The sequence below is a fragment of the Brevundimonas sp. genome, assembly GCF_051858995.1.
In the GTDB taxonomy this organism is placed as follows: Bacteria; Pseudomonadota; Alphaproteobacteria; order Caulobacterales; family Caulobacteraceae; genus Brevundimonas.
The window spans coordinates 59,290-83,560 of sequence record NZ_JBHYGN010000008.1 but is presented as its reverse complement, the minus strand read 5'-3'; the positions used below and the strand labels follow the sequence as shown (position 1 = coordinate 83,560).

At 66.0% G+C, this 24,271-nt stretch carries 16 protein-coding genes; 6 read left to right on the top strand and 10 right to left on the bottom strand.

The window, feature by feature from the left end; genetic code table 11:
• Window positions 1-57 precede the first annotated feature (57 nt).
• Window positions 58-336, top strand: coding sequence for an HU family DNA-binding protein (locus tag ACTIEF_RS07925; protein ID WP_439471590.1), 279 nt, complete (start codon window positions 58-60; stop codon window positions 334-336).
• A 30-nt stretch (window positions 337-366) separates the two neighbouring features.
• Here ACTIEF_RS07925 and ACTIEF_RS07920 read toward each other — a convergent pair whose 3' ends face one another.
• Complete coding sequence (locus ACTIEF_RS07920) at window positions 367-3,228, bottom strand: tetratricopeptide repeat protein (protein ID WP_439471589.1); 2,862 nt, start codon at window positions 3,226-3,228, stop codon at window positions 367-369.
• Between the two features lie 157 nt (window positions 3,229-3,385).
• Here ACTIEF_RS07920 and ACTIEF_RS07915 point away from each other — a divergent pair, with 157 nt between their 5' ends.
• Window positions 3,386-3,793, top strand: coding sequence for a DUF983 domain-containing protein (locus tag ACTIEF_RS07915; protein WP_439471588.1), 408 nt, complete (start codon window positions 3,386-3,388; stop codon window positions 3,791-3,793).
• Here the strand turns inward: ACTIEF_RS07915 and ACTIEF_RS07910 are convergent.
• The 8 genes from ACTIEF_RS07910 to ACTIEF_RS07875 form a co-directional block, all read right to left on the bottom strand.
• Window positions 3,790-5,370 carry a HAMP domain-containing sensor histidine kinase gene (locus ACTIEF_RS07910; protein WP_439471587.1) on the bottom strand — a complete coding sequence of 527 codons (1,581 nt, stop codon included), beginning with the start codon at window positions 5,368-5,370 and terminating at the stop codon, window positions 3,790-3,792. The genes ACTIEF_RS07915 and ACTIEF_RS07910 overlap by 4 nt on opposite strands.
• Window positions 5,367-6,077 (bottom strand): response regulator, encoded by a 711-nt coding sequence (locus ACTIEF_RS07905; protein WP_439471586.1) that lies wholly within the window; start codon window positions 6,075-6,077, stop codon window positions 5,367-5,369. Before ACTIEF_RS07905 ends, ACTIEF_RS07910 begins: the two co-directional genes overlap by 4 nt.
• Window positions 6,078-6,079: 2 nt before the next feature.
• Window positions 6,080-7,681, bottom strand: a complete 1,602-nt coding sequence (locus tag ACTIEF_RS07900; RefSeq protein ID WP_439471585.1) for a DUF4153 domain-containing protein — start codon at window positions 7,679-7,681, stop codon at window positions 6,080-6,082.
• A gap of 417 nt (window positions 7,682-8,098) precedes the next feature.
• A complete protein-coding gene (locus ACTIEF_RS07895) occupies window positions 8,099-8,434 on the bottom strand; it encodes a hypothetical protein (RefSeq protein WP_439471584.1) in 336 nt (111 codons plus the stop codon).
• A gap of 253 nt (window positions 8,435-8,687) precedes the next feature.
• Entirely contained in the window at window positions 8,688-9,479 is a 792-nt protein-coding gene (locus ACTIEF_RS07890) for an acid phosphatase (RefSeq protein ID WP_439471583.1), read from the bottom strand.
• Between the two features lie 23 nt (window positions 9,480-9,502).
• Entirely contained in the window at window positions 9,503-11,074 is a 1,572-nt protein-coding gene (locus ACTIEF_RS07885; RefSeq protein ID WP_439471582.1) for an alkaline phosphatase D family protein, read from the bottom strand.
• A gap of 74 nt (window positions 11,075-11,148) precedes the next feature.
• A complete protein-coding gene (locus ACTIEF_RS07880) occupies window positions 11,149-13,368 on the bottom strand; it encodes a TonB-dependent receptor (protein ID WP_439471581.1) in 2,220 nt (739 codons plus the stop codon).
• A 272-nt stretch (window positions 13,369-13,640) separates the two neighbouring features.
• On the bottom strand, window positions 13,641-14,894 hold the full coding sequence (locus ACTIEF_RS07875; RefSeq protein WP_439471580.1) for a TetR/AcrR family transcriptional regulator: 1,254 nt from the start codon (window positions 14,892-14,894) through the stop codon (window positions 13,641-13,643).
• A 799-nt stretch (window positions 14,895-15,693) separates the two neighbouring features.
• Here ACTIEF_RS07875 and ACTIEF_RS07870 point away from each other — a divergent pair.
• Window positions 15,694-16,251, top strand: coding sequence for a hypothetical protein (locus ACTIEF_RS07870; protein ID WP_439471579.1), 558 nt, complete (start codon window positions 15,694-15,696; stop codon window positions 16,249-16,251).
• Window positions 16,242-20,468 (top strand): RHS repeat domain-containing protein, encoded by a 4,227-nt coding sequence (locus tag ACTIEF_RS07865; protein WP_439471578.1) that lies wholly within the window; start codon window positions 16,242-16,244, stop codon window positions 20,466-20,468. Before ACTIEF_RS07870 ends, ACTIEF_RS07865 begins: the two co-directional genes overlap by 10 nt.
• Window positions 20,469-21,378: 910 nt before the next feature.
• Here the strand turns inward: ACTIEF_RS07865 and ACTIEF_RS07860 are convergent.
• A complete protein-coding gene (locus ACTIEF_RS07860) occupies window positions 21,379-21,696 on the bottom strand; it encodes a hypothetical protein (protein ID WP_439471577.1) in 318 nt (105 codons plus the stop codon).
• Window positions 21,697-21,881: 185 nt separating this feature from the next.
• Here ACTIEF_RS07860 and ACTIEF_RS07855 point away from each other — a divergent pair, with 185 nt between their 5' ends.
• Window positions 21,882-23,396 carry a recombinase family protein gene (locus ACTIEF_RS07855; RefSeq protein WP_439471576.1) on the top strand — a complete coding sequence of 505 codons (1,515 nt, stop codon included), beginning with the start codon at window positions 21,882-21,884 and terminating at the stop codon, window positions 23,394-23,396.
• A complete protein-coding gene (locus ACTIEF_RS07850) occupies window positions 23,393-24,271 on the top strand; it encodes a plasmid partitioning protein RepB C-terminal domain-containing protein (RefSeq protein ID WP_439471575.1) in 879 nt (292 codons plus the stop codon). The genes ACTIEF_RS07855 and ACTIEF_RS07850 overlap by 4 nt, the downstream gene beginning before the upstream one ends.

Below are 24,271 nucleotides of genomic sequence, written 5' to 3'. Positions count from 1 at the left end.
ATCCGTCCGTCATCGCCCCTGACTCGCGGGGCGAACTTAATCGGGAAACGACCCACAATGACCACTCAAGCCGAACTCATCGCCGCCGTCGCCAAGGACGCTGGTGTCAGCCAAGCCGACGCCGGCCGCGTCCTGGAAGCGATCGTGAAGAACATTCACAAGTCGCTGGTTGCTGGCGGCGACGTCCGCATCTCGAACCTCGGCGTGTTCGACACCGCTGCCCGCGCTGCCCGCGAAGGCCGCAACCCGGCCACCGGCGCGACCATCAAGATCGCCGCCTCGAAGGCTGTCCGCTTCCGCGTCTCGAAGCCGCTGAAGGACGCCGTCAACGGCTAAGTCATTCGGCGACCTTCGTCGCCGGACTGATCAGGAACGGGCGGGAGTCGCAGGGCGATTCCCGCCCGTTTTCTGTCTGAGCTCGGCCTTCATCTCATTGACCCAGCCGGCGAAGGTGTCGGCCGAGGCGCTGAGGGTGGAGAAGTCGGCGGGCGAGACCGTGCCGCTCGTGCCGTTCAGGCCCTCCAGCGCGATCGACAGAGCGACCTTCGAGCGGGCGGCGGGCACATAGGGGCGATAGTTGCGCGACAGGCGGGCCAGCGCGGCCCCGTCGCTGGCCAGCGAATAGCCGACCCCGGCGCGGATCAGACGCGCTTCCTCATCCTGGGTCAGGGCGCCGCCGTTGCGATAGCGTTCGCCCAGAGCGCCCTCATACAGGGCCGCGGCGCCGCCCCAGTTCTCCTGCTTCCAGAAGATCTCGGCCTTCACCGCCTTGGCGTCCGACGAGGCGTCGGTCCCCAGTACTTCCAGCGCATGGTCATAGCGGCCCAGGTTCATCAGGGCCCGCGCCTCAAGCGCCCGGCGCTCGGCGTTCAGCGCCGTCGGCAGCAGGGTGGTGCGCGAGTTCCACAGCGCCTGCAGCGCCTTCTCGGGCTGGCGATCCATCAGATAGATGGTGGCCAGATCGGTCGCGACCTGGGCCTTGGCGACGCCTTCAAGACGGCTGTCGACCTGGTGCTTCAGCAGTTCGGCGGCCTGATCCAGCAGGTCCACGTCGACCAGGCGGCGGGCCAGACGGCGGACCATCTCGTCGCCGTCGGCGCCGATGGGGGTCAGTTCGCGGAAATCGTAGAACAGGCCCAGCGCCTGCACCGGCTGCAGCCCGTCCGCGCCGCCCTCGAGGAACAGCATGCGGAAGGCGTTGGTCAGGTCCAGCGACAGGTCGGCGGCGCCCGGCAGGCGGCTCATGCGACCGCCCGAGCCCTTCAGGGCCGTCAGCGCCTCGCGGTACAGGCCCTGTGACAGGTACAGCTTGCCCAGTTGGCGGATGACGGCCAGTTCGGTGGCGTCCCCGCGCCAGCGCCAGCGCAGGGCTTCCAGCTCGCGCGCCGCCTCGTCGGGCTTCATCGCGCCGCGTTCCAGCGACAGGCGGATCAGGCCCAGCTTGGCGGGCACCGCGACATTGTCCAGCGGGGCGCGGCCGACGGCGCGGTACACGGCCAGCGCCCGGTCGGTCATGCCGTCCTGCTCGAACAGCCGGGCCTGTACATTGCGGGCGGCCAGTTGGTCGACGGCGGGGGCGTTCTGGCTGAAGGTATAGGCCAGCAGGGCGCGGGCGGCCTCGGGGTCGCCACTCTCCAGGGCGGCCTCGGCATGGGCGGCGCCGAAGCGGGCGCGCCAGATCGGCGGGAAATCATCGACCGCCCCGGCCCCAGCGGAGAAGGCCTGACGGGCGGCGGCCCAGTCGCCCTGTTTCGAGGCGATATAGCCGCGCCAGACGGCGGAGGCCGGATCGCCCGCGACGGCGGAGGAGGCAAAATCGCTCTGGGCCTCGTCGAGACGCCCGATGGAGGCGCGGGCCGCGCCGCGCAGGCCGCGCAGTTCGGGCTCGCCCGCCATGTTGGGGGCCTGAGCGACGATGGCGTTCATCACGCCGATGGCTTCGTAGGACAGGCCGGATCCGACCAGGAAACGGGCCAGGGCCATGCGCGCCTCGATGGGCGCGCGGGGATTGTCTCCGGCGGCCGCGGCCTCGGCGGCGGCGCCGTCCTGCAGTTCGCGATAGCGGGCGGAGAAGGTGGAGTGGCCGGTGCTCTCCCAGCCCTCGACGATCAGGCCGGGGTATTTGGCCTTGCCCGGCGCGCCCGGCTCGGCGCTGGCGCTCTCCAGCGTGGCGGAGGGCGGCGACAGGGTCAGGCCGCCCGGACGGGTCAGGGTGACCAGATCGCCGTCAGCCTTGATCGCGAGGTCGGAGACCAGGGTTTCGACCGCCAGACCGTGGGCGGTCGGCAGCAGGGTCATGTCCAGGCTCTGGCGGCTGTCCGCATAGCCCTTGCCGGGCGCCAGGGCGGTGACGGCGGCGAAGCGGTCGCCGGCCATGGGATCGGTCAGCCAGATGGCCCGGGTGGCGCCGGCCATGCGGGCGACCAGCGCGGGCGCGCCCGTGTCATCGCGATCCACGGTGACGCCGCCCGCCGAGGCGGCGGGGCCGCCGAGGCTGACCGTCCAGGTGGCGCCGTTCGAGACGGCCGAGACCCGCAGCGCGCGCGGGGCGGCGATGCGGACGGCGACGTGATCCGGACCCGCGGTCCAGTGCGCGCCCGTCACCGGGCCCAGCGCCTTGGCGCCGTCCATGTCGAGACGGGCGGGGGTGTCGAACACCACCCAGACCGCGTCGCCCCGGCGGAAGACGGCGGCGCCGACCGACTGGTCCCACTTGAAGTCGAGGCTGACCTTCTCCGGGCTGACGTGCGAGACCACCGGCACGGTGACCGCGCGGGCGGGCGCGACCGGCGTGGCGGGCGCCTCGGGGGCCTGGGCGTAGAGATTGACGAAGACCGCGCCATCGGCGGCGCCGGAGCGCACATCGGCGCCCTCGGCCAGGGTCAGGACCAGTTCGGTGCCCCCGCGCACGGCGCGGGTCTCGACCTTCTCGACGCCCTTGGGCGGATCGACGCGCAGGCGGGAGATGTCAGGAGCGGCGGTCGCGCCGATGCGGACGACGACCGTGCGGCCCTCGCGCCGGACCTGGGAGCGAGCGCCGATGACCCCGGCGAACTCCACCCGGGTGAAGGCCTCGTTGGCGCCGATGCGGATGGTGACGGGATCGAGAACCGCGCCGCCCGCCTCCTGGGCGTACAGCGGCGCCAGCGGGGCGAGCACGACCGCGCCGGCCGCGGCGGCCGCCACGGTCGACTTCAACAGGCGCTGGCTGGAACGGGCCCCGGACATACGCGCGCATACTCGCGCGACGGCTCTTTAAGCAGGGTTAACCGATAGTGACCGGACCCGCTCCCCCTTGGGCAATTTGCCCACCGCGACAAACAGCCCGGGTTGCGAGCATACTGACGCGAGCCGACATGCCGTCCATCAAGGAACCGGACACGCCATGAGCGACCCCGTCTATCCGCCGCTGAGCACCCTGAAGACCGGCCTGCGCTGCCGCTGCCCGCGCTGCGGCGAAGGTCCGCTGCTGCGCGGCTTCCTGAAGATCCGCGACAACTGCCCGAACTGCGGCCTGGACTACAGCTTCGCCGACCCGGCGGACGGCCCGGCCTTCTTCGGCATGAGCCTGGTCGGCATCGTCGGCATGGCCCTGTTCATGTGGTTCGAATTCAGCGTCCACCCGCCCGTCTGGGTCCATTTCGTGGTCACCATGCCCCTGCTGGTCGTGGGCTGTCTGGCCGTGCTGCGCCCGCTGAAGGGCTGGCTGGTCTCCGAGCAGTTCGTGCACAAGGCCGCCCCGCCCGAGTGGGAAAGCGTCGGCAAGCACGGCGACGGATCGAAATGGCGCTAGGCTTTCGGCAGACCGATCTCGAACACCGCCCCGCCCTCTGACGGCACCAGGTCCAGCGTGGCCTGATTGGCGGCCAGCAGAGCGCGGGCGATGGACAGGCCCAGCCCGGCCCCGCCTTCGCTGCGGCGGGTAGTGAAGAAGGGCTCGAAGATGCGTTGACGGTCGGCGGGGGTGATCCCCGGACCGTCATCGGTGATGGACAGGATCACGGTCTCGCCCGCGACCCGGGCGGCGACCCGCGCCGAGGTCGCCCCCGCCTGACGGGCGTTCTCCAGCATGGTCGAAACCACCACCTCCAGCGTCGCCTCGGGCGCGGCGACGGGCGGCAGGTCGTCGGGCAGCTCCAGCGTCACCGCCAGCTCGGGCGATCCGGCGTCGATGGCCTTCAGCAGGGACGGACGCAGGTCGACCGACAGGCCCGCCTCGGGCCGGGCCATGTCGGCGCGGGCGAGGTCCATCAGCCGGGTGACCAACGCCGACAAGCGCCGTCCGTCCGCCGCGATATTGCCGAGGAAGCGGCGACGCTCCTCCGGCTCCATGTCATCGTGATCCTGCAGCAGTTCGACCGCGCCATTGATGCCCGCCAGCGGCGTCTTGAACTCGTGGCTGACAGCGGCGGCGAAGTCGCGCAGGTAGCGGGAGCGGCGGTCGATGGCCTCGGCCATGACGCCGAAGTCCTCGTACAGGGTGCGGATCTCGATGGCGGCGGTCGAAGGCGGCGGCGGCACCTCCCCGCCCCCGGCGGTGACCTCGCGCGTAACCCGGCTGAGCCGCTCGATGGGCTTGGCGATGCCGCGCGAGACCAGCACAGCGAGGAAGGCGATGAAGCCCAGCACCCCGACAATGCCGAGCGCGATCTTGATGCGGTCCTGGTAGACGCCCTTGAACAGGGCGCGGGGCGAGCGTGAGACCAGGACCACCCCCTGGACCTGGCCGTTCACCACCACTGGGCGAGCATGGTGGATGCGCAGGCCCGACGCCCGGCTGACCCACTCCATCGAATAGCGCGGGTGATAGGCGTCGTTACGCCTCAGGACGGTGCCGATCCGCCCGGAGAGCGCCGCGCGGACCTCGGGGATGTCTCTCCAGCTGCCGCCGCGCCCGTAGCCGCTGACCACCACCCCGTTACGGTCGAGGAAGATGATCGAGGCCAGGGTGGTGCGGCTGGTCTCCTGCATGATGGCGTCCAGCCGATTACTGACCGCTACCGCATCCGGATCGGGCGCCCCGGCGGGCTTCACCGGCGGCCGGGCTGGCAGGACCGGGGTCGAGCCCAGATCGATGGTCGCCCCCTCGGGGTGATACCAGCCCGGCGTCTGACGCTGGGCGTCGGTCGGGACGGTCAGGGTCGAACCCGGCCACAGGGCCTCCGCCGTCGCCGTGAGGGCCGAAGTCTGGGCCATCAGTTCCGCCTCGGTCTGGCGAACGAGGGTGTTCTCATAGACACGCAGGAAGATGCCCGCGAAGCCCGGCAGCAGGGCCGCGAACAGCAGCACCGACAGCAGGATCGTGCGCAGCCGCAGGGCGGGCCAGTGACGCCGCACGAACAGGCGGAAGCGGCCGGGCTCGCCCGTCACGCCGCCGCGCCGAGGCAGGGTCCCAGCTGGTAGCCGAGGCCGGGGCGCGTCTCGACCACATCCCCGCCGCCCACCGCCGCGAACTTGCCGCGCAGGTTGCGGACGTGGCTGTCGATGGTCCGGTCGGTCATGGCGAAGCCGGGGCCGTGGACACGGTCGATGATGGCGTCACGGGTGAAGACCATGCGCGGCTGGGCGGCCAGCACCCGCACGATGGCGAACTCGGTCACCGTCAGCGGCACCTCGGCTCCGGCCCAGGCCGCGCGCCAGCCCTCGGCGTCCAGCGACAGCTTGCCGTGGGTCACCGCCCCGGCGGGCAGGGGCGCGGGCGTCCGCGCCGTGCGCCGCAGGATGGCGGCCACCCGGGCCACCACCTCACGCGGGCTGAACGGCTTGGTGACATAGTCGTCGGCGCCCAGTTCGATGCCCAGGATGCGGTCGAACTCGTCGTCGCGCGAGGACAGGAACAGCACCGGAGTGTCGCCCTTGGCCCTCAGGCGACGGCAGGCCTCGATCCCGTCCATGCGCGGCATGTTGATGTCCAGCACCACGAGATCGGAGGGATGGGCCTCCAGATCGGCGAGGGCCGCCTCCCCGTCCCCCGCCTCGCGCGTGGCCAGTCCCGCCTTACGTAGGGCGAAGGTCAGAAGATCACGGATGTGGGGGTCGTCGTCGACCACCAGGACGGTGCGCTGCATGATCGCCATGTTCAGACTCCGGGGACTGAGGTCAACGGGGAGGTTGTGGTCAGGTCCGGCGACGGCAGCGCCTCGGGCGGCGCTTCCGGGGCCGGCGGCGGCGGGGCCAGATGGCCATCCGGCAGCCGCTCGCCCGGCAGCGGCCGGAGCAACGGTGCCCGCGCCGCCAGCGCCTCGACCCGCGCCAGCCGCCGCGCCCGGCGCCAGTTCCAGCCACGCCAGTTCCCGCCGTCGCCCCGCGCCTGTTTCAGGACCTCCTGCCGGACGGAGGCCACGCGATCCTTCAGGACCGGATCGTCGGTCGCCTGCTCCAGCTCCACCAGCGAGACCAGGGCGGGCTCGCCGAGCCTGCGCAGATAGCCGAGATCGAGCACGGCGCCCGTACCGTCGATCTCGCGGGCATGACGCACATTCCAGGACGCGGCGATCGCGCCGGTGTCGATCAGGCTCAGCCCGGCCAGCACCGTCAGCACCAGCCTGACATTGGCGTCGATCAGCCAGTGGCCGCCCTTGTCCCGCAGCAGGCGCCAGCAGATCAGCAGCAGGCCGATACCGACCATCACCATCCAGACCATGGCCACAAGCCGGAAACGGGTCAGGGCATAGCCCTCAATATAGTCCGCTGTGCGCAGAATGGACGAGGCGACCAGCACCATGTTCTGCCCAACCCACAGCACCACCAGCGTGCGAACCAGCGGCCGTTGCGCCGTCTCCGATCCGGGACGCAGGGCGACCAGCACGAACAGCCCGGCCAGCAGGGCGGTCGCGATCAGGGGATACGCCCCCCGGTGCGCATAGGCCGCCAGCGTCAGGTCACCCGGCAGGGGCGCGCCGCTCCACAGGAAAGCGACGTCCAGCCCGTTCTGCAGGGCGAACAGGGCGTTGAAGACGATCAATGACAGGATCACCGAGGCGGTGCTTACGCCCGGCAGGGCGCGCTGACCCAGCGACGGCAGGGCCAGCAGCTTGCGATGCCAACGGGGCCGCAGGGTGGTCCAGACCATCACCGCCACCACGATGCAGCCCATCAGCCGCAGCACCGTCTGGACCGAGGGCGCCGGGACGCGGGCGGCGTCCAGTGCATCCGAGATCAGCGGATTGGCGCTGGCGAACAGCAGTAGGAAGACCAGACCGCCGACCACCGGAAGGGCGGCGACCTTGAGCACCGCCAGCGGAGAGATGCGAGCCGGCCGACGTCGCTTCAGTCGCGACAGACGCACCAGATCCAGGATCGGCCCGACCAACGAGACCACCCCATGCACGAACAGCCGCTGAACCCAGCGCCAGGCTGGCTCACCGGACTGCACCCGCGCGGACAGGGCCGCCACGGTCAGGGACAGGCCGAACATCAGCCAGGGCAGCGGACCGGGCCGCTCGACCATCACTCCGGCGAAGCCCATCGCCGCCAGCAGGGCCAGCAAAGCCCTGCGGTCGCGCGCCAGACCACGCCGCGCGAGCAGCACCCCGACAACCCACGCTCCGGCGAAGCCGCCCAGAACGGAGCCCCACGGGAAGAACTGGAACAGCAGGGCGTCGGCCAGAAGGGCCAGAAGCACCGCGACACCCGCCTTCAGCCAGAACGACGCGCGGGAAAATGGATGGCGACCGAACATGGGGCTCCTCTCGTTTGAGGTCTCCCTTGTCGCGCGCGCCCGTCCAGTGGTGCGGGGCGCCCGGGGGAGCTTCGGCGCAGGCGGCATGCAGAACCTGTGCAGGCGTGGTTCCCACTTGGGGTTGAGTGCGCGCATGGCACGTCGAGATCAGCTGCAAGATTTACAGGTCTGGAATCCTCGATACGTCCGCTTTTGACGCATCGGCATTGTAGGATTTATTTCCCACCCATACCGGGTGGATTAGTCCAAGGAGGGACCTTTGCGAAAACCCATTCCCATCCTCGCTTGTGGCGCGATCCTGCTTGCGGGACCGACCATGACGCTGGACGTCCAGGCTCTGTCGTACGGCGCCGACGGGCGGCTCACGACGACCGTGACGACCCGGGTGACCGGCAGCGTCGCGTCCGGCGACGACACTTACCGCGGGTCCGAGAGCGGACGCATCTGAACGTCCGGCGTCGTCCGGCGCGGTCTCCGCGCCGGACGTTCGGGCCGCCCCAACGGCAGCACCGTCGCGATCACGCTGCCCACCGGGGTCGGCACAACATAGGTGTAGCCGTTCGTCCGGGTGGCGGTCCCGCCGAACGTCGAGACGACCACATCGACGGCGCCCGCCGCATGGGCCGGCGTGGTCACGGTGACGCTGTTCGCGGTCAGGGAGCCGACAATGTTGGCCGACCAGCCGCCGTGGTCAAGGCGGGCAGCCAGCACCGCGCCGCCACCCGCGTCAAGCTGCGCAAGAGCCAGTTCCACGCCATCTGCCGTCGTCGCATCGAGCGGGACATCAGCGCCCCGCCCCTCGGCCTATCGAAGCAAGGCGGGCGGGCGCGCGACGGCAGAGGCCAGCGCTACGGCGATCAGTCCACCCGCCACGGCCAGGTTCTTGATCATGTCCTTGGTCATTTTGAAGATCCACCGGCATGCGAACCCTGAACACCCGGCTCGAACGAGTTGACGAAGCCCAGCAGCGCGTCTTCGAGCACCGGGACCACTCAGCCCTCTTCGATCAGCGGGAGGTCCGACGCGCCTGACGGAGCTCTTCGGCGGCGATGGCGAAGTCGGCCTGGAACTCCGGGTTCGCCTTCAACGCGGCGACGATCACGGCGCCGACGATGCGACCGGCCTCCACGTCGCTGGCGTAATGGACGCCGCAGATCATGCGGCTTTCACCATAGGCGATGCCCCGCGCCAGGATGGCGTCTGCGCGGTCGGGCGCCATCTCCGCCAGCACCAGCGCCCAGGCCCAGCCCAGGGCCGTGTGGCCTGACGGATAGGACCCGCTCTGTCCCAGCCAGGGCTCGGGCGGGAAGCAGGTGCCCGCCGGTTCGACGACGAACGGACGCTGGCGGAAGTAGCCGCGCTTGGCGGGCGTCTGGATGGTCTCCAGATCCCCCAGCATGCGGCCCAGAAGCAGGGTCAGGGTCGGCATCTGTTCCGGGACGAATTCGATGCCCAGAGCCTCGTTGAAGATGCGCGGCGCCGAGGGGGTCTCGATCTCGTTGTCAGCGGCGGCCTGCGCCCAGCGCGGCGTGCCCTTCAGGGCGCGGGTGGCGCGGTATTGGACGGTGTCGTCCTGCTCGCGCAGCGAGCCTGGCGCGGGCGGCGGCGGCAGGAAGTTGGCGGCGTTGGGGGCGGCGTCCTTGTCCAGATAGCCGTGGGGGTGGTCCCGGAAGCCGATCCAGAAGGTCGGGGCCTCCGCCGAAGCCGTGGCGGCCGGTCGCCCGGTCGTGGCGCAGCTGGTGAGAGCAAGGGCAAGGGCGGCGCCGGCCAGAAGGCGGGCGGAGAAGGAAACAGGCATGGAGACTCTGGGCACTGTGAAGATCAGGCGAGCTGGGCGCCCGGACGGCCGCTCTCGACCACCCAGGTGTTCAGCGTGGACAGGGCGGCGCGCGGATCGCGGGGGTCGCTGATCTGCTGGTAGCGGGTGGTCATCAGGTCAGGCGTGACGTCGATGGAGATGTAGCCCCGCACCCGGCTGTCGAAGAATTTGATGTGCGGATTGGCGTGCATGGCGCCCATCAGCCCGTCATAGGGCGGACCGCCGGAAGTGATGGAGGTGCCGACGAACTCGGTCGCCACCACGGGCGAGGTCTCGTCCTCGCTGTTGAGCAGGACGTCGTTGGTCCAGAACGAGTGATAGTCGCCCGCCAGCACCACGGGGTTCTTCGGCTTCAGCGTTTGCAAGGCGCGGGTCATGCGGTCGCGCGCGGCGGGGAAGCCGTCCCAGGTGTCGGTCCAGTAGCGGGTCTCATCGCCGCGGTTCTCGAAGCGGAGCCCGGCCATGACCAGATTCTGGCCTAGGATGTTCCAGCGCGCGTCCGTGCGCGCCAGACCGTCGTAGAGCCAGGTCTCCTGATCGAAGCCCAGAAAGGTGCGGGAGGGATCGAGGCGGTCGCTGCACTGGCTGTTGGGAACGATCTGCCCCCTGGCGCCGCCCTCGACGGTGCAGGCGCCGCGCGAGCGGTACTGCCGCCCGTCCAGCATGTAGAACTCGGCCAGTTGGCCATAGCGGATGCGCTTGTAGATCGGCATCTGCAGCATGGCGTCGACGCGCGTGCGGCGGATCGGCATGGCCTCGTAGAAGGCTTGGTAGGCCGAAGCGCGGCGCTGGACGAAGCTGACCGTCTCGGCGTCCTTGTTCGGCCAGATCCCGGAGTAGTTGTCCAGCACCTCATGGTCATCCCAGGTGACCAGACAGGCGGCGGCGGCATGAAGGCGCTGCAGGTCGGCGTCGGTCCGGTGCAGGGCGTAGCGGTTTCGGTAGCCGGCCAGGGTGGTGGCTTCCTCGAAGCCGTAGTTGCGGACGTTGGACGCCGCGCGCTCGCCGGTGCGGCTGTACTCGTAGATGTAGTCGCCCAGGAACAGGGTCAGGTCCGGCGCCTCGTCGGCCATGTGGCCATAGGCGCTGAAATGGCCGACTTCCCAGTTCGAGCAGGAGGCGACGCCGAGGCGCAGCCGGTCGACATGGGCGTTCGGGGCCGGGGCGGTGCGAGCCGTGCCGACCGGGCTCTGCTGGCCGGCGGCGGTGAAGCGATACCAGTAGGGACGGCCCGGGCGCAGGCCCTGCACCTCGACATGGACCGCATGGGCGCTGGAGGCGTCGGCGGTGGCGCTGCCGCCTGCGGCGATGTGGGTGAAGGTCTCGTCGGCCGAAACCTCCCACAGCAGGTCAACCGGACCGGACATTCCGCCGAAGCCGTCCGGCGCGATCGGGTCGGCGGCGAGCCGGGTCCAGATGACGAAGCCGTCGGGCCAGGGATCGCCGGCGGCGACGCCGAGCGGGAACAGATAGGCGCCGCCCGCATGGGCGCGACCGAACTGCAGCACCACCGGCGCGGCCGCCAGACCGCCGATCAGGGCGCGGCGGTTCAGGGAGGGGATCAGCAGAGACATCGGCGGCGTCCGGAGCATCGGGAGAAGAAGGCCGGCGGGCCGGAAAACCGGCCCGCCGGATCAGGCGACGGGGATCAGAAGTCCATCGACAGGCGCATGCCGACCGTGCGGCCCTGGTTGGGCGAGCTGGTCGGGCGGGCGCCGCCGTTGAAGTTGTTGCGCGTCTCTTCGTACTCGGTGTTGAAGAGGTTCTGCGCATAAAGGCTGACGCGCCAGTTGGCGTCCGACGGCCCCATGCTGAAGTTGGCGTTCCACAGCCAGTAGCCCGGCAGGACCGAGGCCGAGGCGGCGTTGTAGATGCCGTCACGCTGGTTGTAGTTGGTCTCCGCGCGCCAGTCGAAGCCGGCCATCGACCAGTCATAGGCGACCGAACCGCCGTAGTTGAACTTCGGGAACTGCAGGGGTTCGCCCGAGCGGTCGTTGGAGATGATGATGTCCCACGGACCGTCGACGGGGTTGGCGGCGTTGGTGGCCGCGGCGTCGATGGCGAAATACTCGGTGTATTTGCCCTTCTTGTAGCCGAAATTCTGGCTGATCGTCAGGCCTTCGATCGGGGTCCACAGCAGCTCGATCTCGCCGCCGTAGATCTCGGACTTGGGCACATTGGTGATCTTGCCGAGCTGGCCCGTCTCACGGCTGTATTCCGTGCCCTGGATCTGCTGGTTCTCATAGTCATAGAAGAAGACCGCGCCGTTGACCCGCAGGGTGTTGTCGAACAGGTCCGACTTGATTCCGGCCTCATAGGCGATGACGACTTCCGGCTTGAACGGGGTCTGCGACTGGCCGTTGTAGGTGGTGAAGCCGCCCGACTTCACCCCGCGCGCCACGCCGGCGTAGAACAGGGCGTTGTCGGCCAGGTCGTATTCCAGACCGAAGCGGCCGGTCCATTCCGACAGCGAGGTGTCGTAGGTCATCTCCGGGCCGACCGGCAGGTTCAGGCGGCGCGTGCCCGTAGTCGTCAGGGTGCGCTCCTCGTTCTCGTAGCGCAGGCCGGCGATCAGGCTCAGACGATCCGTCAGGGCGAAGCTGTTGTGGGTGAAGACGCCCATGGCCTCGACCGACTGGTCATAGGGGGTGTTGATCAGTTCGCGGTTGGCGCCGCGGAACTCGGTGTAGAAGCCGCCGTCGATGCTCTCGTCCGCATAGTGGGCGCCGACCATCCAGTCCAGGCGACCGATCTGGTTCGACAGGCGGACTTCCTGCGAGAAGGCCGTCAGATCGTTATAGAAATAGACGTCCGATTCCGCCGCCGGCGTGCCGTCCCAGTCATTGTATTCCGAGCGGCTGAAGGTCTGGTACGCCGTGATGGTGTTCAGCGTGGCCCAGCCCAGGTCGGCCTCGACGCGAGCGCTCAGATCCAGACCGTCATTGTCGCGGCCCGGCTTGGAGCCCAGGGCGCGGCCCGAGACGGCGGCCATCGCCGGCGACAGCTGCCAGCCGGTGATGCGGCGAGCGGTGTCCGCCGGATAGGTCACACTGCCGTCGAAGACCGGATAGGCGCTGCGCAGGCGAAAGCCGAGGCCGTCCGACTGGTCCATCATATAGGTGGCCGACAGATCGACCGTGACGTCCGGCGTCGCATCCCAGGTCAGGCGGCCGCGCACGGCGGTCTTGTCGCGATCACCGAGGCGCTCGCCGGTGGTGCGATGGTACTGCCAGGCGCCGCCCTGTTCGGTGACGGCGGCCAGACGACCCAGCAGGCCGGGCGCGATCTGGCCCGAGACATAGCCTTCGACCTTGTAGCGGTCATAGGAGCCGTACTCGGCCGTAAAGCCCGAGCGCAGGTCGGCGGTCGGGGCGTTGGTGATGATGTTCACCGCGCCGCCGGTGGTGTTGCGCCCGTACAGGGTGCCCTGCGGACCCCGCAGCACTTCCATCCGGGCGATGTCGAACAGCGCGCCCTGGGTGGTGACGGTGTAGGGATGAGCGACTTCATCGACATAGATGCCGACGGTCGAGGCGTTGTTCGAGGAGTATTCGCGCGTGCCGATGCCGCGGATGCGGAAGCTGGGCTGGCCGCTGCCGAACTGGCTGTCGACTTCCATGTTCGGCACGACATTCTCGATGTCGTTGACGACGTTGACGCCCTTCTCGTCCAGCTCCTCGCCGCCGATCACGCTCAGGGCGATGCCGACGTCCTGGCTGTTCTGGGCGCGGCGCTGGGCGGTGACCACGACGTCGTCGAGGGTCGAGGCCTGATGCGCGGCTTGCTGTTCGGAAGCGGTCTGGGCCGCGGCGGGCAACGCCGCCAAGGCCAGGATGGCGCTGGAGGCGCCGAGGAGGAGACGTTTCATTTTTTGACCATCCATCGGGCGACGCGCGGGGTGCCCCCACCCTCGCGAGCCGAAGTGTTTTGGGATGTTGTCGAGCGCCCATTCAGCCCGTCGAGGGTCGAGGCGATCCCTGCCCGGGGGAGGAGCGGGAGGCCGCCGTCGCGACGAAGAAAAACAAACGTTCGACAACGATCCGCCACTAGGGCGACCAAGCTATGCTTTTGTGACGCCCGCCCGAAGTCTTTTTGTCAGTTGTTTTGGCGCTTTATGACGCCGCTCGGAAAACGATTGTTTTACCGAGACTTCCGCGCAACGAGCCGGTTCGCCGCCACCTTGAGCTCCGCCGGCTCGATCGGAACGCCGGTGCTCAACGCGGTCATGGCCGCCCCCTTGTACCAGAGGGCGAACCGGGTCGCCGCCAGCCGGGTCAGGTCGAACTCGGAGGGCCAGATGCCGGCCTGGTTGTAGTAGGTGCCGCCCCCCTCCGGGCCGCGCAGCAACATGGCGAGATCCCGCAGGGACGCATCTCGCCGGGCTTCGACGCAGACGCTGGAGATCAGGCGCGCATAGCGGACATAGAAACCCTCGCCGTCCGGACCGATGGAGGCGAGCGGCGCCATCCGGGCCGCCCACCGGTCCAGATCGACCAGAGCCGGATCGCCGTCAGGCTTCTGTCCCGCAAGGTAGCGGGGCATATCCCGGAACACGGCATGCCAGACCGCGTCGAGAATGAAGCGACGCATGTCGGGCCAGTGATAGGCGAGGGTCGAGGTCGAGGTCCCGGCCACCGCGCTGACCGAGCGATTGGTGATCGCGGTCAGACCGCTGGCGAGGATCTGATCCGCGGCGATATCCAGCAGCTTCCATCGCATGGACTCCGGCTCCACGCCGCCGGTCGGCGCCTGGGGCAGGACCAGGCGGTTGCGGTACCAGAGCGTCGCGCTCGGCGCGACCTCGGGCAGTCCCAGCATCCGGTCGATCATCCCGCCCAGCCCCTCGGCCGCGATCGCCTGATAGTCCGGTCGCTCCATCAGCGCGCCGGCGTAGAACTGCTCGATGTCCAGGATCGCAACCAGCGAGGTGGAAAAATCAGCTGTTCGATCATCGGTTGCGAGATGGGCGCGCCAGGCTTCAACCTTCAGCGCGTGCCAGCGCCGCATCAGGTCCCGCCGCTCCTCCCCGTGTTCTGGGTCAAGCGTGAGCGTCTCCCAGATGCGCACGAAGCCGGCGCCGTCGGCGGCCCGTAGCCGCAGGTAGTGCTGCACCAGCGCCAGAAGGCTGTCCCGACCGAGAGGAAGCCCCTCCGCGGTTCGGAAGAAGTCCGCATGGAAGGCCTCGTCGCGGCGCAGGGCCTCCTCACCAACAGCCTGGATCAGACCGGCCTTGGCCCCAAACAGGTTCACGATCACGGTGGTGCTCCGACCTATGGCCTGGGCGAGCTCCCGCAGGGTCAGACTGGACAGGCCATGGCTCGCCGCATGGGTGATCGCGGCGTCCACGACCTGATGGGCGTCTGCGGCACGACTGTTCGCCTGGGGAATGGGCATGGTTTCCAATGCCGGGCGGACGGCGTCATGTCGAGAAGCCGGCCTGGAAGCGATCAAGCGAACGTTCGACGAATGCCGCCGCGTCACCACCGAGGACCAGCCGGCTTCCGGTCACTCACACCAGCCCCTGGTCGATTCTGCGCCAGAAGCGGGCGTCGACATCGGATCGGCAGGCCGCACGGCGGAACAGACCAGCCCACCGACCGCGCCACCGGAGCCGCCGACAGAGCAGTCACTGAACGCCGCCGACCGGCAAAGGCCCGCTCCGAATTGGGCTACGAGCCCATCGTGTCGATACAGGCGGGGCTACGCCTGATGGGCGCCCCACCCCAATGAGGCCAATCGGGTCGACCTAGCCGATGAGACCACGGATGCGCTGGAAATATCGGGACCACCTAAGACCCGCTCAACTCGAACCCACAATCATTGACGCTCGAAAATCTGACCACTTAAGCCGACCACTTAAGAGCTGCTCAACCTGGCCCTAAACCATTTAAGATCCGCTCAGTCTCGCACAGACGTTGGAGACCCAACAAAATCGGGACCGCTCCGCCCCCCCCCTCATGTTGAGGGACAGTCACTGCTATCCAGTACACGCTCTAGGTAACCGGCAATCCCGCTACACCCAAGGGCTTCGACAGCAACGGCCCTGCGCTGTCATCCAGCAGATCGCCAACAAACGCGGCGCTGTGTTGCCCGCGATCAGGGCGCTTGACGGACATCAGGCATAATGAAGCTTTGCTTTGGATTGACTTGCGGCTTCGCCCGATGAACGGTGTTCAGGCAACGGGAGGTTGCCATGACGCTTCAGCGAACATTTCTCACTGCCGCCTTGGCGGGGTGTGCCCTCAGTGCAAACGCGCAGGATGCACAGACTTTTTTGTACGACGCTAACGGACGGCTCACAGTCGCGACAACAGCGAGAAGTGTCGGCGACGCTCATGTTGCGTATTACGTGCTCGATGATGCGGATAATCGACTGGCAAATGGCGCGATGCCCGTCAGCCCTCCGGCCGCCGACTCGCTGTTCTGGCCCTACACCTTGGTGCCGACCCAAAAGCTGACCTCAGCCAATGGCCAGTTCACAATGACGCTGGAGACTAGTGGCGATCTCGTCATACGCAACAATGCTGGCACGATGATTTGGAACAGCTGCACTGGTCAGGGAGGCTCCAGCATGGTCCGGGTGGGATCGACGGGCCAGTTGACCATCTACGGCCTGCAGTTGGCTCCAATCTGGACAGCGGGTCCAACCGGCAACTCCGGTGCCGTGCTTTCTCTGCAAAACTCCGGCGTCGCTGTGCTCAAAACGACCGGCGGATCGACCCTCTGGACCTCGGGAATGCCATGCGCCTGAACACCGTTCTCGGCGCCGCTATCGGAGCGGGCCTTTCTTTCATGCCCATGACTGCTGCCGCGCAAGTGCAGCCCATTCCCCCGGAAACCTACACTCTTGACCCCAGAGGGGTGGACCTCGTCGCCGGAACCTTTGTGCACAGCACAACCGAAGTGGTGATCGGGCAGCCTGAAGCAGGGGGCATCGCGTATGGGCGAACCTTCACCGGTACAGGGTGGCGCGACAATCTGATCGGCGGGATCTCAGTCGCCGGCAGCGACATGACGATCTCAGTCGGACCGATCTCCGAACAATTCATTTATAACGGCAGCGCTTGGAAATCGAAGTTCAACAACGGATCCACCGTAGCTTTTGGGGTCGGCTACTTCATCGTAACGGATGCCCGTGGAAACATGGCGCGCTTCGATCATCTCGGCGCGAACCCCTACTCCGCCGACACCGCCCTAGTGACATGGATGACATCGCCAGATGGTTCTAGGACCGACTACGCCTACAACTCCGGCGAGCGATGTCTGGAGCCAAGCCCGGGCGGACAGTGCGGGCTCATGGGTCTCGAATTCCGCCTTGCGTCGGTGCGGACAAATCGCGGCTATATGGTCAAGTACGCCTATGCCTCAAACGACCCGCAGAGCCCTGCCTGGACACGCCCCATCAATGTGACGGGCATAAATCTGGCCGTGGACTGGTGCGATCCGACGTCAGACGCCTGCTCCAACTTCAGCCAGAATTGGCCCAGCGTGACCTATGGCGGCTTCAGCGGCGGCAACCCTTCAACGGTTGAAGACCAGGCTGGAAGAGTGACGACTTACGGTTATTCATCGGCTGGCGACGCCAACTTGATCAGCACGATCTCACTGCCGGGAGCCGCCACGCCGGACATCACAATCGTATACAATACGGATCAACTCGTCAGCACTGTCACCGACGCCTCCGGAACTTGGACGTACGGCTACTCAATCTCGGGCACGACACTCACGACCACGACACAGGGCCCATTGTCCCAAGGCAACGTTGTCACTGTTGATCTGACTATCGGTCGCGCGACAACGATTAGAGACGCCCTCACCAACCAGACCTCGTACCAGTACGATGCAGACCGGCGGATAACACGGATTACAAGACCTGAGGGCGACTACACCAACTTCACGTACGACGCTCGATCCAATCTGACCAGCTCGGTTTCGATCCCGAAACCCGGCGCAATGCTGCAAGCGCTGACCTCCACAGCGACCTTCCCTTCGGATTGCGCCGAGCCTGTCCCCGTTCCGGCTACAATTTGCAACCGTCCGATCTCCACGACCGCCCCGAACGGCGGCACAACGGACTATTCTTGGGATGCTGAAACCGGCCAGCTATTGAGCGTGACTGCACCACGACCATCACCCGGCGCTGCTCGTCCTCAGACGCGCTATGCCTACGTCGGTCTAGAAGCCTATTTCCATAACGGTCCCACGACTTTCGCCAGCGGCGGAGAGATTTCCCTCCAGGTCGAAAGCTCCGCCTGCGCCGTTGGTGAGGAGACGCAGACGCCGGCCTGCGGCGGGTCACAAAATGAGCTTGTCGAGACCGTCGGCTATGTAACGTCATTGACGCCCCACAATCTCTTGCCCGTTAGCCTCAAACAGGGATCCCGCCAGACCCCGGAAATGGCGGAAGTTCAACGGACCTGGACAGCTGTAGGGCGCCCGGAGACAGTCAACGGCCCCCTCCCTGGAGCGGCGGACACGACGATCTATCTGTATGCGCCTCAGGACCCCTCTCAGATGATCGGCATCATTGGCCCGGATCCGGACGGGATGGGGGCGGGCCTAAACCGCGCAAGCCGCTATACCTATGATGGCCGAGGCTTGTTGACCGCAGTCGAGACCGGGACGGCGGCCAGCGGGGAATGGGCGAACTTCACTCCCTTGCTACGAACAGAGACCACGTACGATCCCGCCGCCTTCCACAGACCCGTCCAGACCCGCGAAGTCACCCCGACGGGAGCGATCGCGACCGTTCAACAAGTCTCCTATGACGCGGCGGGGCGCAGGAGCTGCATCGCCACCCGGATGAACCCGGACACCTTCGGCACCCTGCCTTTATCGGCCTGCACCGCGGAAGATGCTGGTGCCTTCGGCTCCGACCGCATCGTTAAGTTGAGTTACGATGCGGTTGGTCGCGTCGTCGGATCGACGTCGGGATACACCACGGCTGACTCTCAGTCTGAACTGCTCACCTACTCCGCCAATGGCCAGACCACATCTCTCACGGATGGCAAAGGCAACACCTCGATCATGGAGTATGATGGCTTCGACCGCCTGTCCCGGCTCCGATTCCCGAACGCAACCTGCTGCGGGACATCTGCGACCGATTTTGAAGAGTACACCTTCGACGCTTGGGGGCGACCTTACAGCATGAGAAATCGCGCCGGAGCCGTAACCTACTTCGGCTACGATGGATTGAACCGGCTCACCTTCGTTAATGCGCCCGTCGGCACCCCCGACGTTACGACCTTGTATGACAATCTGGGGCGCACGACCTACAGGACGGATGGGGTGAACTCAGTGACGCGCGCTCTGGATCCTCTCTCCAGGCTTGTCAGCGAAGCCTCCCCCCAAACAGGGGCCATGTCGTATCAGTACGACGCGGGCGGAAGGATGGTGCGCATGACCTGGCCGGACGCTTTCTACGCCGAATACCAGCACAACCTGTACGCCGAGGTCACATCCATTCGTGTGAACGGAGCGACCTCCGGTGCCGGGGTTATAGCGACCTACTCGTGGAGCGACCTAGGGCGCCCACTTTCTGTTCAACGCGCAGACGGGGCCGGGGTCGGGACAGCCTACAGCTATGATGCCTGGGCGCGGCTCTCGAGCCTTTCCCACAACGCTGCCGGATCAAGCAACGACCTCGCGCTCCAGTTTGCATACAATCCCGCCGGTCAGATCGTGACACGAACCGTATCAAACGGCGCATACGTCTCCACTCCGAACGCCAGCGTCAATTACGGGATCAATGGCCGCAACCAAGTGACCTCCGTTGCGGGCCAAGCCGTCACCTATGATTTGAACGGGAACACGACCGAGCTGCCAGGCGCGACATACACATATGATGCGTTGAACCGCCTTGCGTCCACGACCGCCGCCGGCGGTACGTTGATGAACACATACGACCCCTTCGGCCGGATGGCCCTCGTCGACAATGGTTCGGTTAAGAGCCGTCTCCAATACTCCGGGCCGCAACTGGTCGCGGAATACAATGAGCTCGGTCAGATCAGCGCGCGGCACATTCCCGGATTGGGCTTGAATGATATTGTGACGAGCTACACCGGTAGCGGCACCGGCACCCCGACCTGGCTGCTCCCTGACGAACGAGGTTCAAATATCGGCAGTTCTTCCGCCGACGGCCTTGTCACCTCGATCAACCGGTTCAACGAGTACGGCATTCCGGCATCAGGCAACACAGGGCGCTTCCAGTTTACCGGCCAAGCCTTCTTCAACGGGGCCGCTTCACAGGATTTCAGGGCTCGGGCCTACCTGTCCCAACTGGGCCGTTTCACCCAAGCAGACCCGACCGGATATGCGGCGGGAACAAATCTCTACGCATACGGCTCGCTGGATCCGATCAACAGGATCGATCCCTTCGGGTTAGAAGACATCGAGGTGGGCTGCCTACGAGAGATACTCTGGACGGTAAAAGCTGGCAGCTTTCTAGACCTGAAATGGATTCAGGAGGTTCCTGCACGCTGCCTCATCAGCGTTCCCGGTCTTTGGGCAGACTTCCAACCCCGCTACGACCAGTTGTTCGAGACAGTCGGCCAAGCAGCTTGCGAAGCCGCCGCCTCCAGATTGGGTGACAAGGCAGTCTACAGTACCTTAAGTGCAGGCGCGGCACCGGGGTGGGGCCTTTCTGACGCCGTAACCATGATCGCCCGTGTAAATGAAACTGGAGGAATCACGGTGACCTTGAATGAATATGTCGCCGAATATCATGGATTTTACATGTCGGCAGGAGGATCGGTTGGTTTGATTTACAACGACCAAGGAGGTCTTGGCGGGGCCACATTCTCTGATATTCGCGATTTTATTCACGGCAGAGCCAGTTTTTCACCTAGCCTTGGAGCAGAATTCACCAACAACTCCTTCGGTGGAAATATAAGTACAGGCGTTCCGGTCTCCATATACAAGATCAACAGCGAAGCCTCGCGGGAGCTTTCACGTGTTAAACTCTGCTGAGCCAGCCGTTCTCGCCATCTCGGTTCTCCTAATTTCGTTTGGCGCTTTTGGTGGCTCGTCAGTCGTGAGGTTCGCTTGGAAACCCCACGTACCGGTCGAGACAGCAACCGCGTGGTTGGTTCTCTTCGGAGCCTACGCCTTCATCGGGGTGGTCTGGAGTGATCCGAGGACTTGGGCGATGCTGGGAGCGGCAATGGCGCTGACCTTTATTCTCATCTTCGTTCGCGACCGGCGCGCAGGACCTCGGGAACCGCGTTGATTGGTGCCCGACGGAGGCTGCATCGGCTATATGCCCCCGGGCACAAAGCTCGGCCCTATAGAGGCCGCTGCCGCACGGGACGTTAGGGTGGTGAATTAACCTGGGCGGGCGTGGCGGCAGTTAGGTAGCGCAGCGAGACCCGTCGATCCGAGTTGCGCTTGACGAGGTCGACATAGGCTTCGATCGCCTTTGCGCCATCTCCAGAAAGACGTGAAGCGCTGGACAACGACCATCGCGGGGGTAAGGAGTCGTGGGCTGTCCGACATGCAGCCGCCTCATTTCCCGCCACCGTCTCCAGCGCCAACGCCCGCAAAGCCTCGGTCACCCGCACCGAAGCCTGGGTCCGCGAGACAACGAACGCCAAGGCCCCAACCTGCGAAATAGGGTTGTGAGAAGTCGGTGCGGCCAGAACGCCCGATACGGGGTCGGAGACGCCTTCAATCCCCACTAGCCGGGCGGATCCCAGACAATCTCAACCTGGCATTCCAAGGCGCGGATTGCCGCAGCAAGACGCTCAGCAGGCGCTTCAACAAGCCGGGGGTGGACGGACGCTCGCGCCATTCCAACTTCTTCAGCGCATTGGGCATGTGGACGAAGTCGAGTTCAGCCTCCGCCCAAGTACGAATGTGGAGAGCATGGCTCCTCGCCCATTTAGTGCAATCCCGGCACCCCGCGCTCCTGCTCAATAAGCGTGAGCAGTTCCCGGATTTGTCTCTCGACGGCGTCCACCTTTAGCGTTCGAAGATGCGTCTGACGTCCTGCCGCTGAAAGCATGGCGTCGAGCACAGCATCCGAGTGTCGCATTAGCTCAACCAGGTTCTCGCCACTTGGTCCGTTTCGAGCCTCAAACCAGTTCTTCACCGCCCGCTCGTTGGCATTGGTGATGCGGCTCACGATCTTGCGCGACGATAACGTCGAACCCCATTCGTGATGCAGGGCGTCGGCGATGAGCTTGGGGAAGGCGTCCATCATACACCTCACGCACCGGAAACTGTTTTCCGGTTTTGGACCGAAGTTTTCAGGCCAACTTCGGAAAAGACTTTCACCGCCACCGTCCTTACGCCCGTTGGCTGACCGCATCATGACTGTGCGGATAGTTGGCGTGCGATATGGACCGAGGACGCGTTCAGCACGAAGGCGAAAAGAAGCGCGTCATGCGCGCTGCGCAGTACGTGCGCATGTCCACCGAGCACCAGAAATACTCGACAGAGAACCAGGCTGAAGCGATCGCCGCCTATGCCGCCCGCCGCGACTTCGAGATTGTTAGGACCTACGAGGATGCCGGCAAAAGCGGCCTGCGGTTGGATGGCAGGGCGGGACTTCAAAAGCTGATCTCGGATGTGAAGAACGACGTGGCCGACTTCGAGGCCATCCTCGTCTATGACATCAGCCGCTGGGGACGGTTCCAGGACTCCGACGAGAGCGCCTACTACGAGTTCATCTGCCGCGAAGCCGGCATTGCGGTCCACTACTGCGCGGAGCAGTTCGAGAACGACGGCAGTCTGAGCGCGACCGTCATCAAGAGCATGAAGCGCGCGATGGCTGGCGAGTACAGCCGTGAGCTTTCCGCCAAGGTCTTCGCTGGCCAGTGCCGCCTGATTACCCTCGGCTACCGTCAAGGCGGACCTGCGGGGTATGGCCTGCGTCGCCAGTTGGTGGACGAGCACGGCGTGCCTAAGGCGATCCTGTCTCGCGGGGAGCACAAGAGTTTCCAGACAGACCGCGTCGTCCTGACGCCAGGCCCTCCCGAAGAGGTGGAAGTTGTCCGGCGCCTCTATCGTCTCTTCGTGCTCCAGCAGCGATCAGAAACGGAGATCGCGGCGCAGCTGAATGCCGAGGGATTGGTGACCGATCGCGGTCAGCCGTGGACGCGGGCGACGGTCCATCAGGTTCTCACCAATGAGAAGTATATCGGCAACAACGTCTTCAACCGATCATCATTCAAACTGAAGACCAAGCGGGTGATCAACACCCCGGATATGTGGGTTCGCAGGAACGGCGCCTTTCCCGGGATCGTCGAGGCCGACTTCTTCGAAGCCGCCCAGCGGATCATCCGGGCGAGGTCCGCTCGCTTCACGGACGATGAGCTGCTGGCCAAACTGGCCCAGGTCCTTCAGAGCAAAGGCGCGCTGTCCGGGGTGATCATCGACGAGTTCGAGGACATGCCATCGAGCTCGGTCTACCGGCATCGGTTCGGCAGCCTGCTGCAAGCCTATCAGCTGATCGGATATTCGCCCGGCCGGGACTACCGCTACATCGAGGCGAACCGCGCGATCCGGGCGATGCACCCGGACATCATGGCAGCCGTTCTGGCGGGCTTCAGCGACATCGACGATGTCGTGGCGTCGGAAGAGGACGGGCTCGTCACCATCAACGGCGAGTTCACCGCGTCGATCGTGATCGCTCGCTGTCAGGAAACGCCAGCGGGCGGACTGAGGTGGAAGATCCGGCTCGACCAGGGCTTGCGCCCAGACATCACGATCGCAGTACGCATGCAGCCCGGAAACACCGACATCCGGGACTACTACCTCCTCCCGTGGCTCGAGTACGGCGCAGACCCCAGCCTCCGCCTGGCACCGGAAAACGGCGTCCTGCTCGATACCTTCAGGTTCGACACCTTGGATGCCTTCTACGACCTCGCCCGACGCACGGAGCTCGCCGCAGCATGACCGACGTTCCTGAAATCAGAATGATCCCGGTGAACTCGATCACCGTCCTCAACCCTCGGGCCCGCAACAAGCGGGTGTTTCAGGAGCTGGTCACGAGCATCGAACGGCTGGGCCTGAAGAAGCCCATCACGGTCAGCCAGCGGCCTGGCCGCGCCCGCTACGATCTCGCCTGCGGGCAAGGACGCTTGGAGGCCTTCATCGCGCTCGGGCAAGAGAACATTCCGGCTGTAGTTATCGACGCGTCCGAGGACGAGTGCTTCGTCATGAGCCTCGTGGAAAACCTAGCTCGTCGGCAGCACACGCCTCTCGAACTCGTGCGCGCGATCGGCGCGCTTCGTGAGCGTGGCTACACGATCACCGAGGTCGCGGCGAAGGTCGATTTCAGCCACGAGTACGTCAGCGCCATCTGCTACCTGCTCGAAAACGGCGAAGAGAAGCTGATTTCGGCAGTCGAACGCGGCGTGATCCCTCACACCATCGCGATGGAGATCGCTCGGGCCAAGGACGGCGATGTCCAGCAGGCGCTCGCTCAAGCCTACGAAGAGAAGTCGATCCCCGGCAATCAGGTGCTGGCGATCCGCAAGATCATCGAGCAGCGGAACAGCAGCGGTAAGGGCATCCACCACGCCCGGCATTGGTCGGGCCGGGTGCAAAGGCCTGCCACGCCGGACAATCTCATACGGTCTCTCCAGCGCGAGACGGAACGCCAACGGTCGTTCGTGAGGCGCGCCTCCATAACCCAGTCGCGCCTGCGGTTCGTCGTGAACGCCTTCCGGCACCTTCTGGCCGACGATCGCTTCACCCTACTGATGAAGGCTGAGGGCATACACAGCCTGCCGACGGCGCTGGCCGCGCGGATAGGGCCGGAGACCTGA

Coding starts and splice junctions, on each gene's coding strand:
- ACTIEF_RS07880 (WP_439471581.1), bottom strand. CDS start 13,368: ATGAAACGTCTCCTCCTCGGCGCCTCCAGCGCCATCCTGGCCTTGGCG.
- ACTIEF_RS07855 (WP_439471576.1), top strand. CDS start 21,882: ATGCGCGCTGCGCAGTACGTGCGCATGTCCACCGAGCACCAGAAATAC.
- ACTIEF_RS07905 (WP_439471586.1), bottom strand. CDS start 6,077: ATGGCGATCATGCAGCGCACCGTCCTGGTGGTCGACGACGACCCCCAC.
- ACTIEF_RS07890 (WP_439471583.1), bottom strand. CDS start 9,479: ATGCCTGTTTCCTTCTCCGCCCGCCTTCTGGCCGGCGCCGCCCTTGCC.
- ACTIEF_RS07860 (WP_439471577.1), bottom strand. CDS start 21,696: ATGGACGCCTTCCCCAAGCTCATCGCCGACGCCCTGCATCACGAATGG.
- ACTIEF_RS07870 (WP_439471579.1), top strand. CDS start 15,694: ATGACGCTTCAGCGAACATTTCTCACTGCCGCCTTGGCGGGGTGTGCC.
- ACTIEF_RS07885 (WP_439471582.1), bottom strand. CDS start 11,074: ATGTCTCTGCTGATCCCCTCCCTGAACCGCCGCGCCCTGATCGGCGGT.
- ACTIEF_RS07925 (WP_439471590.1), top strand. CDS start 58: ATGACCACTCAAGCCGAACTCATCGCCGCCGTCGCCAAGGACGCTGGT.
- ACTIEF_RS07850 (WP_439471575.1), top strand. CDS start 23,393: ATGACCGACGTTCCTGAAATCAGAATGATCCCGGTGAACTCGATCACC.
- ACTIEF_RS07920 (WP_439471589.1), bottom strand. CDS start 3,228: ATGTCCGGGGCCCGTTCCAGCCAGCGCCTGTTGAAGTCGACCGTGGCG.
- ACTIEF_RS07865 (WP_439471578.1), top strand. CDS start 16,242: ATGCGCCTGAACACCGTTCTCGGCGCCGCTATCGGAGCGGGCCTTTCT.
- ACTIEF_RS07875 (WP_439471580.1), bottom strand. CDS start 14,894: ATGCCCATTCCCCAGGCGAACAGTCGTGCCGCAGACGCCCATCAGGTC.
- ACTIEF_RS07915 (WP_439471588.1), top strand. CDS start 3,386: ATGAGCGACCCCGTCTATCCGCCGCTGAGCACCCTGAAGACCGGCCTG.
- ACTIEF_RS07900 (WP_439471585.1), bottom strand. CDS start 7,681: ATGTTCGGTCGCCATCCATTTTCCCGCGCGTCGTTCTGGCTGAAGGCG.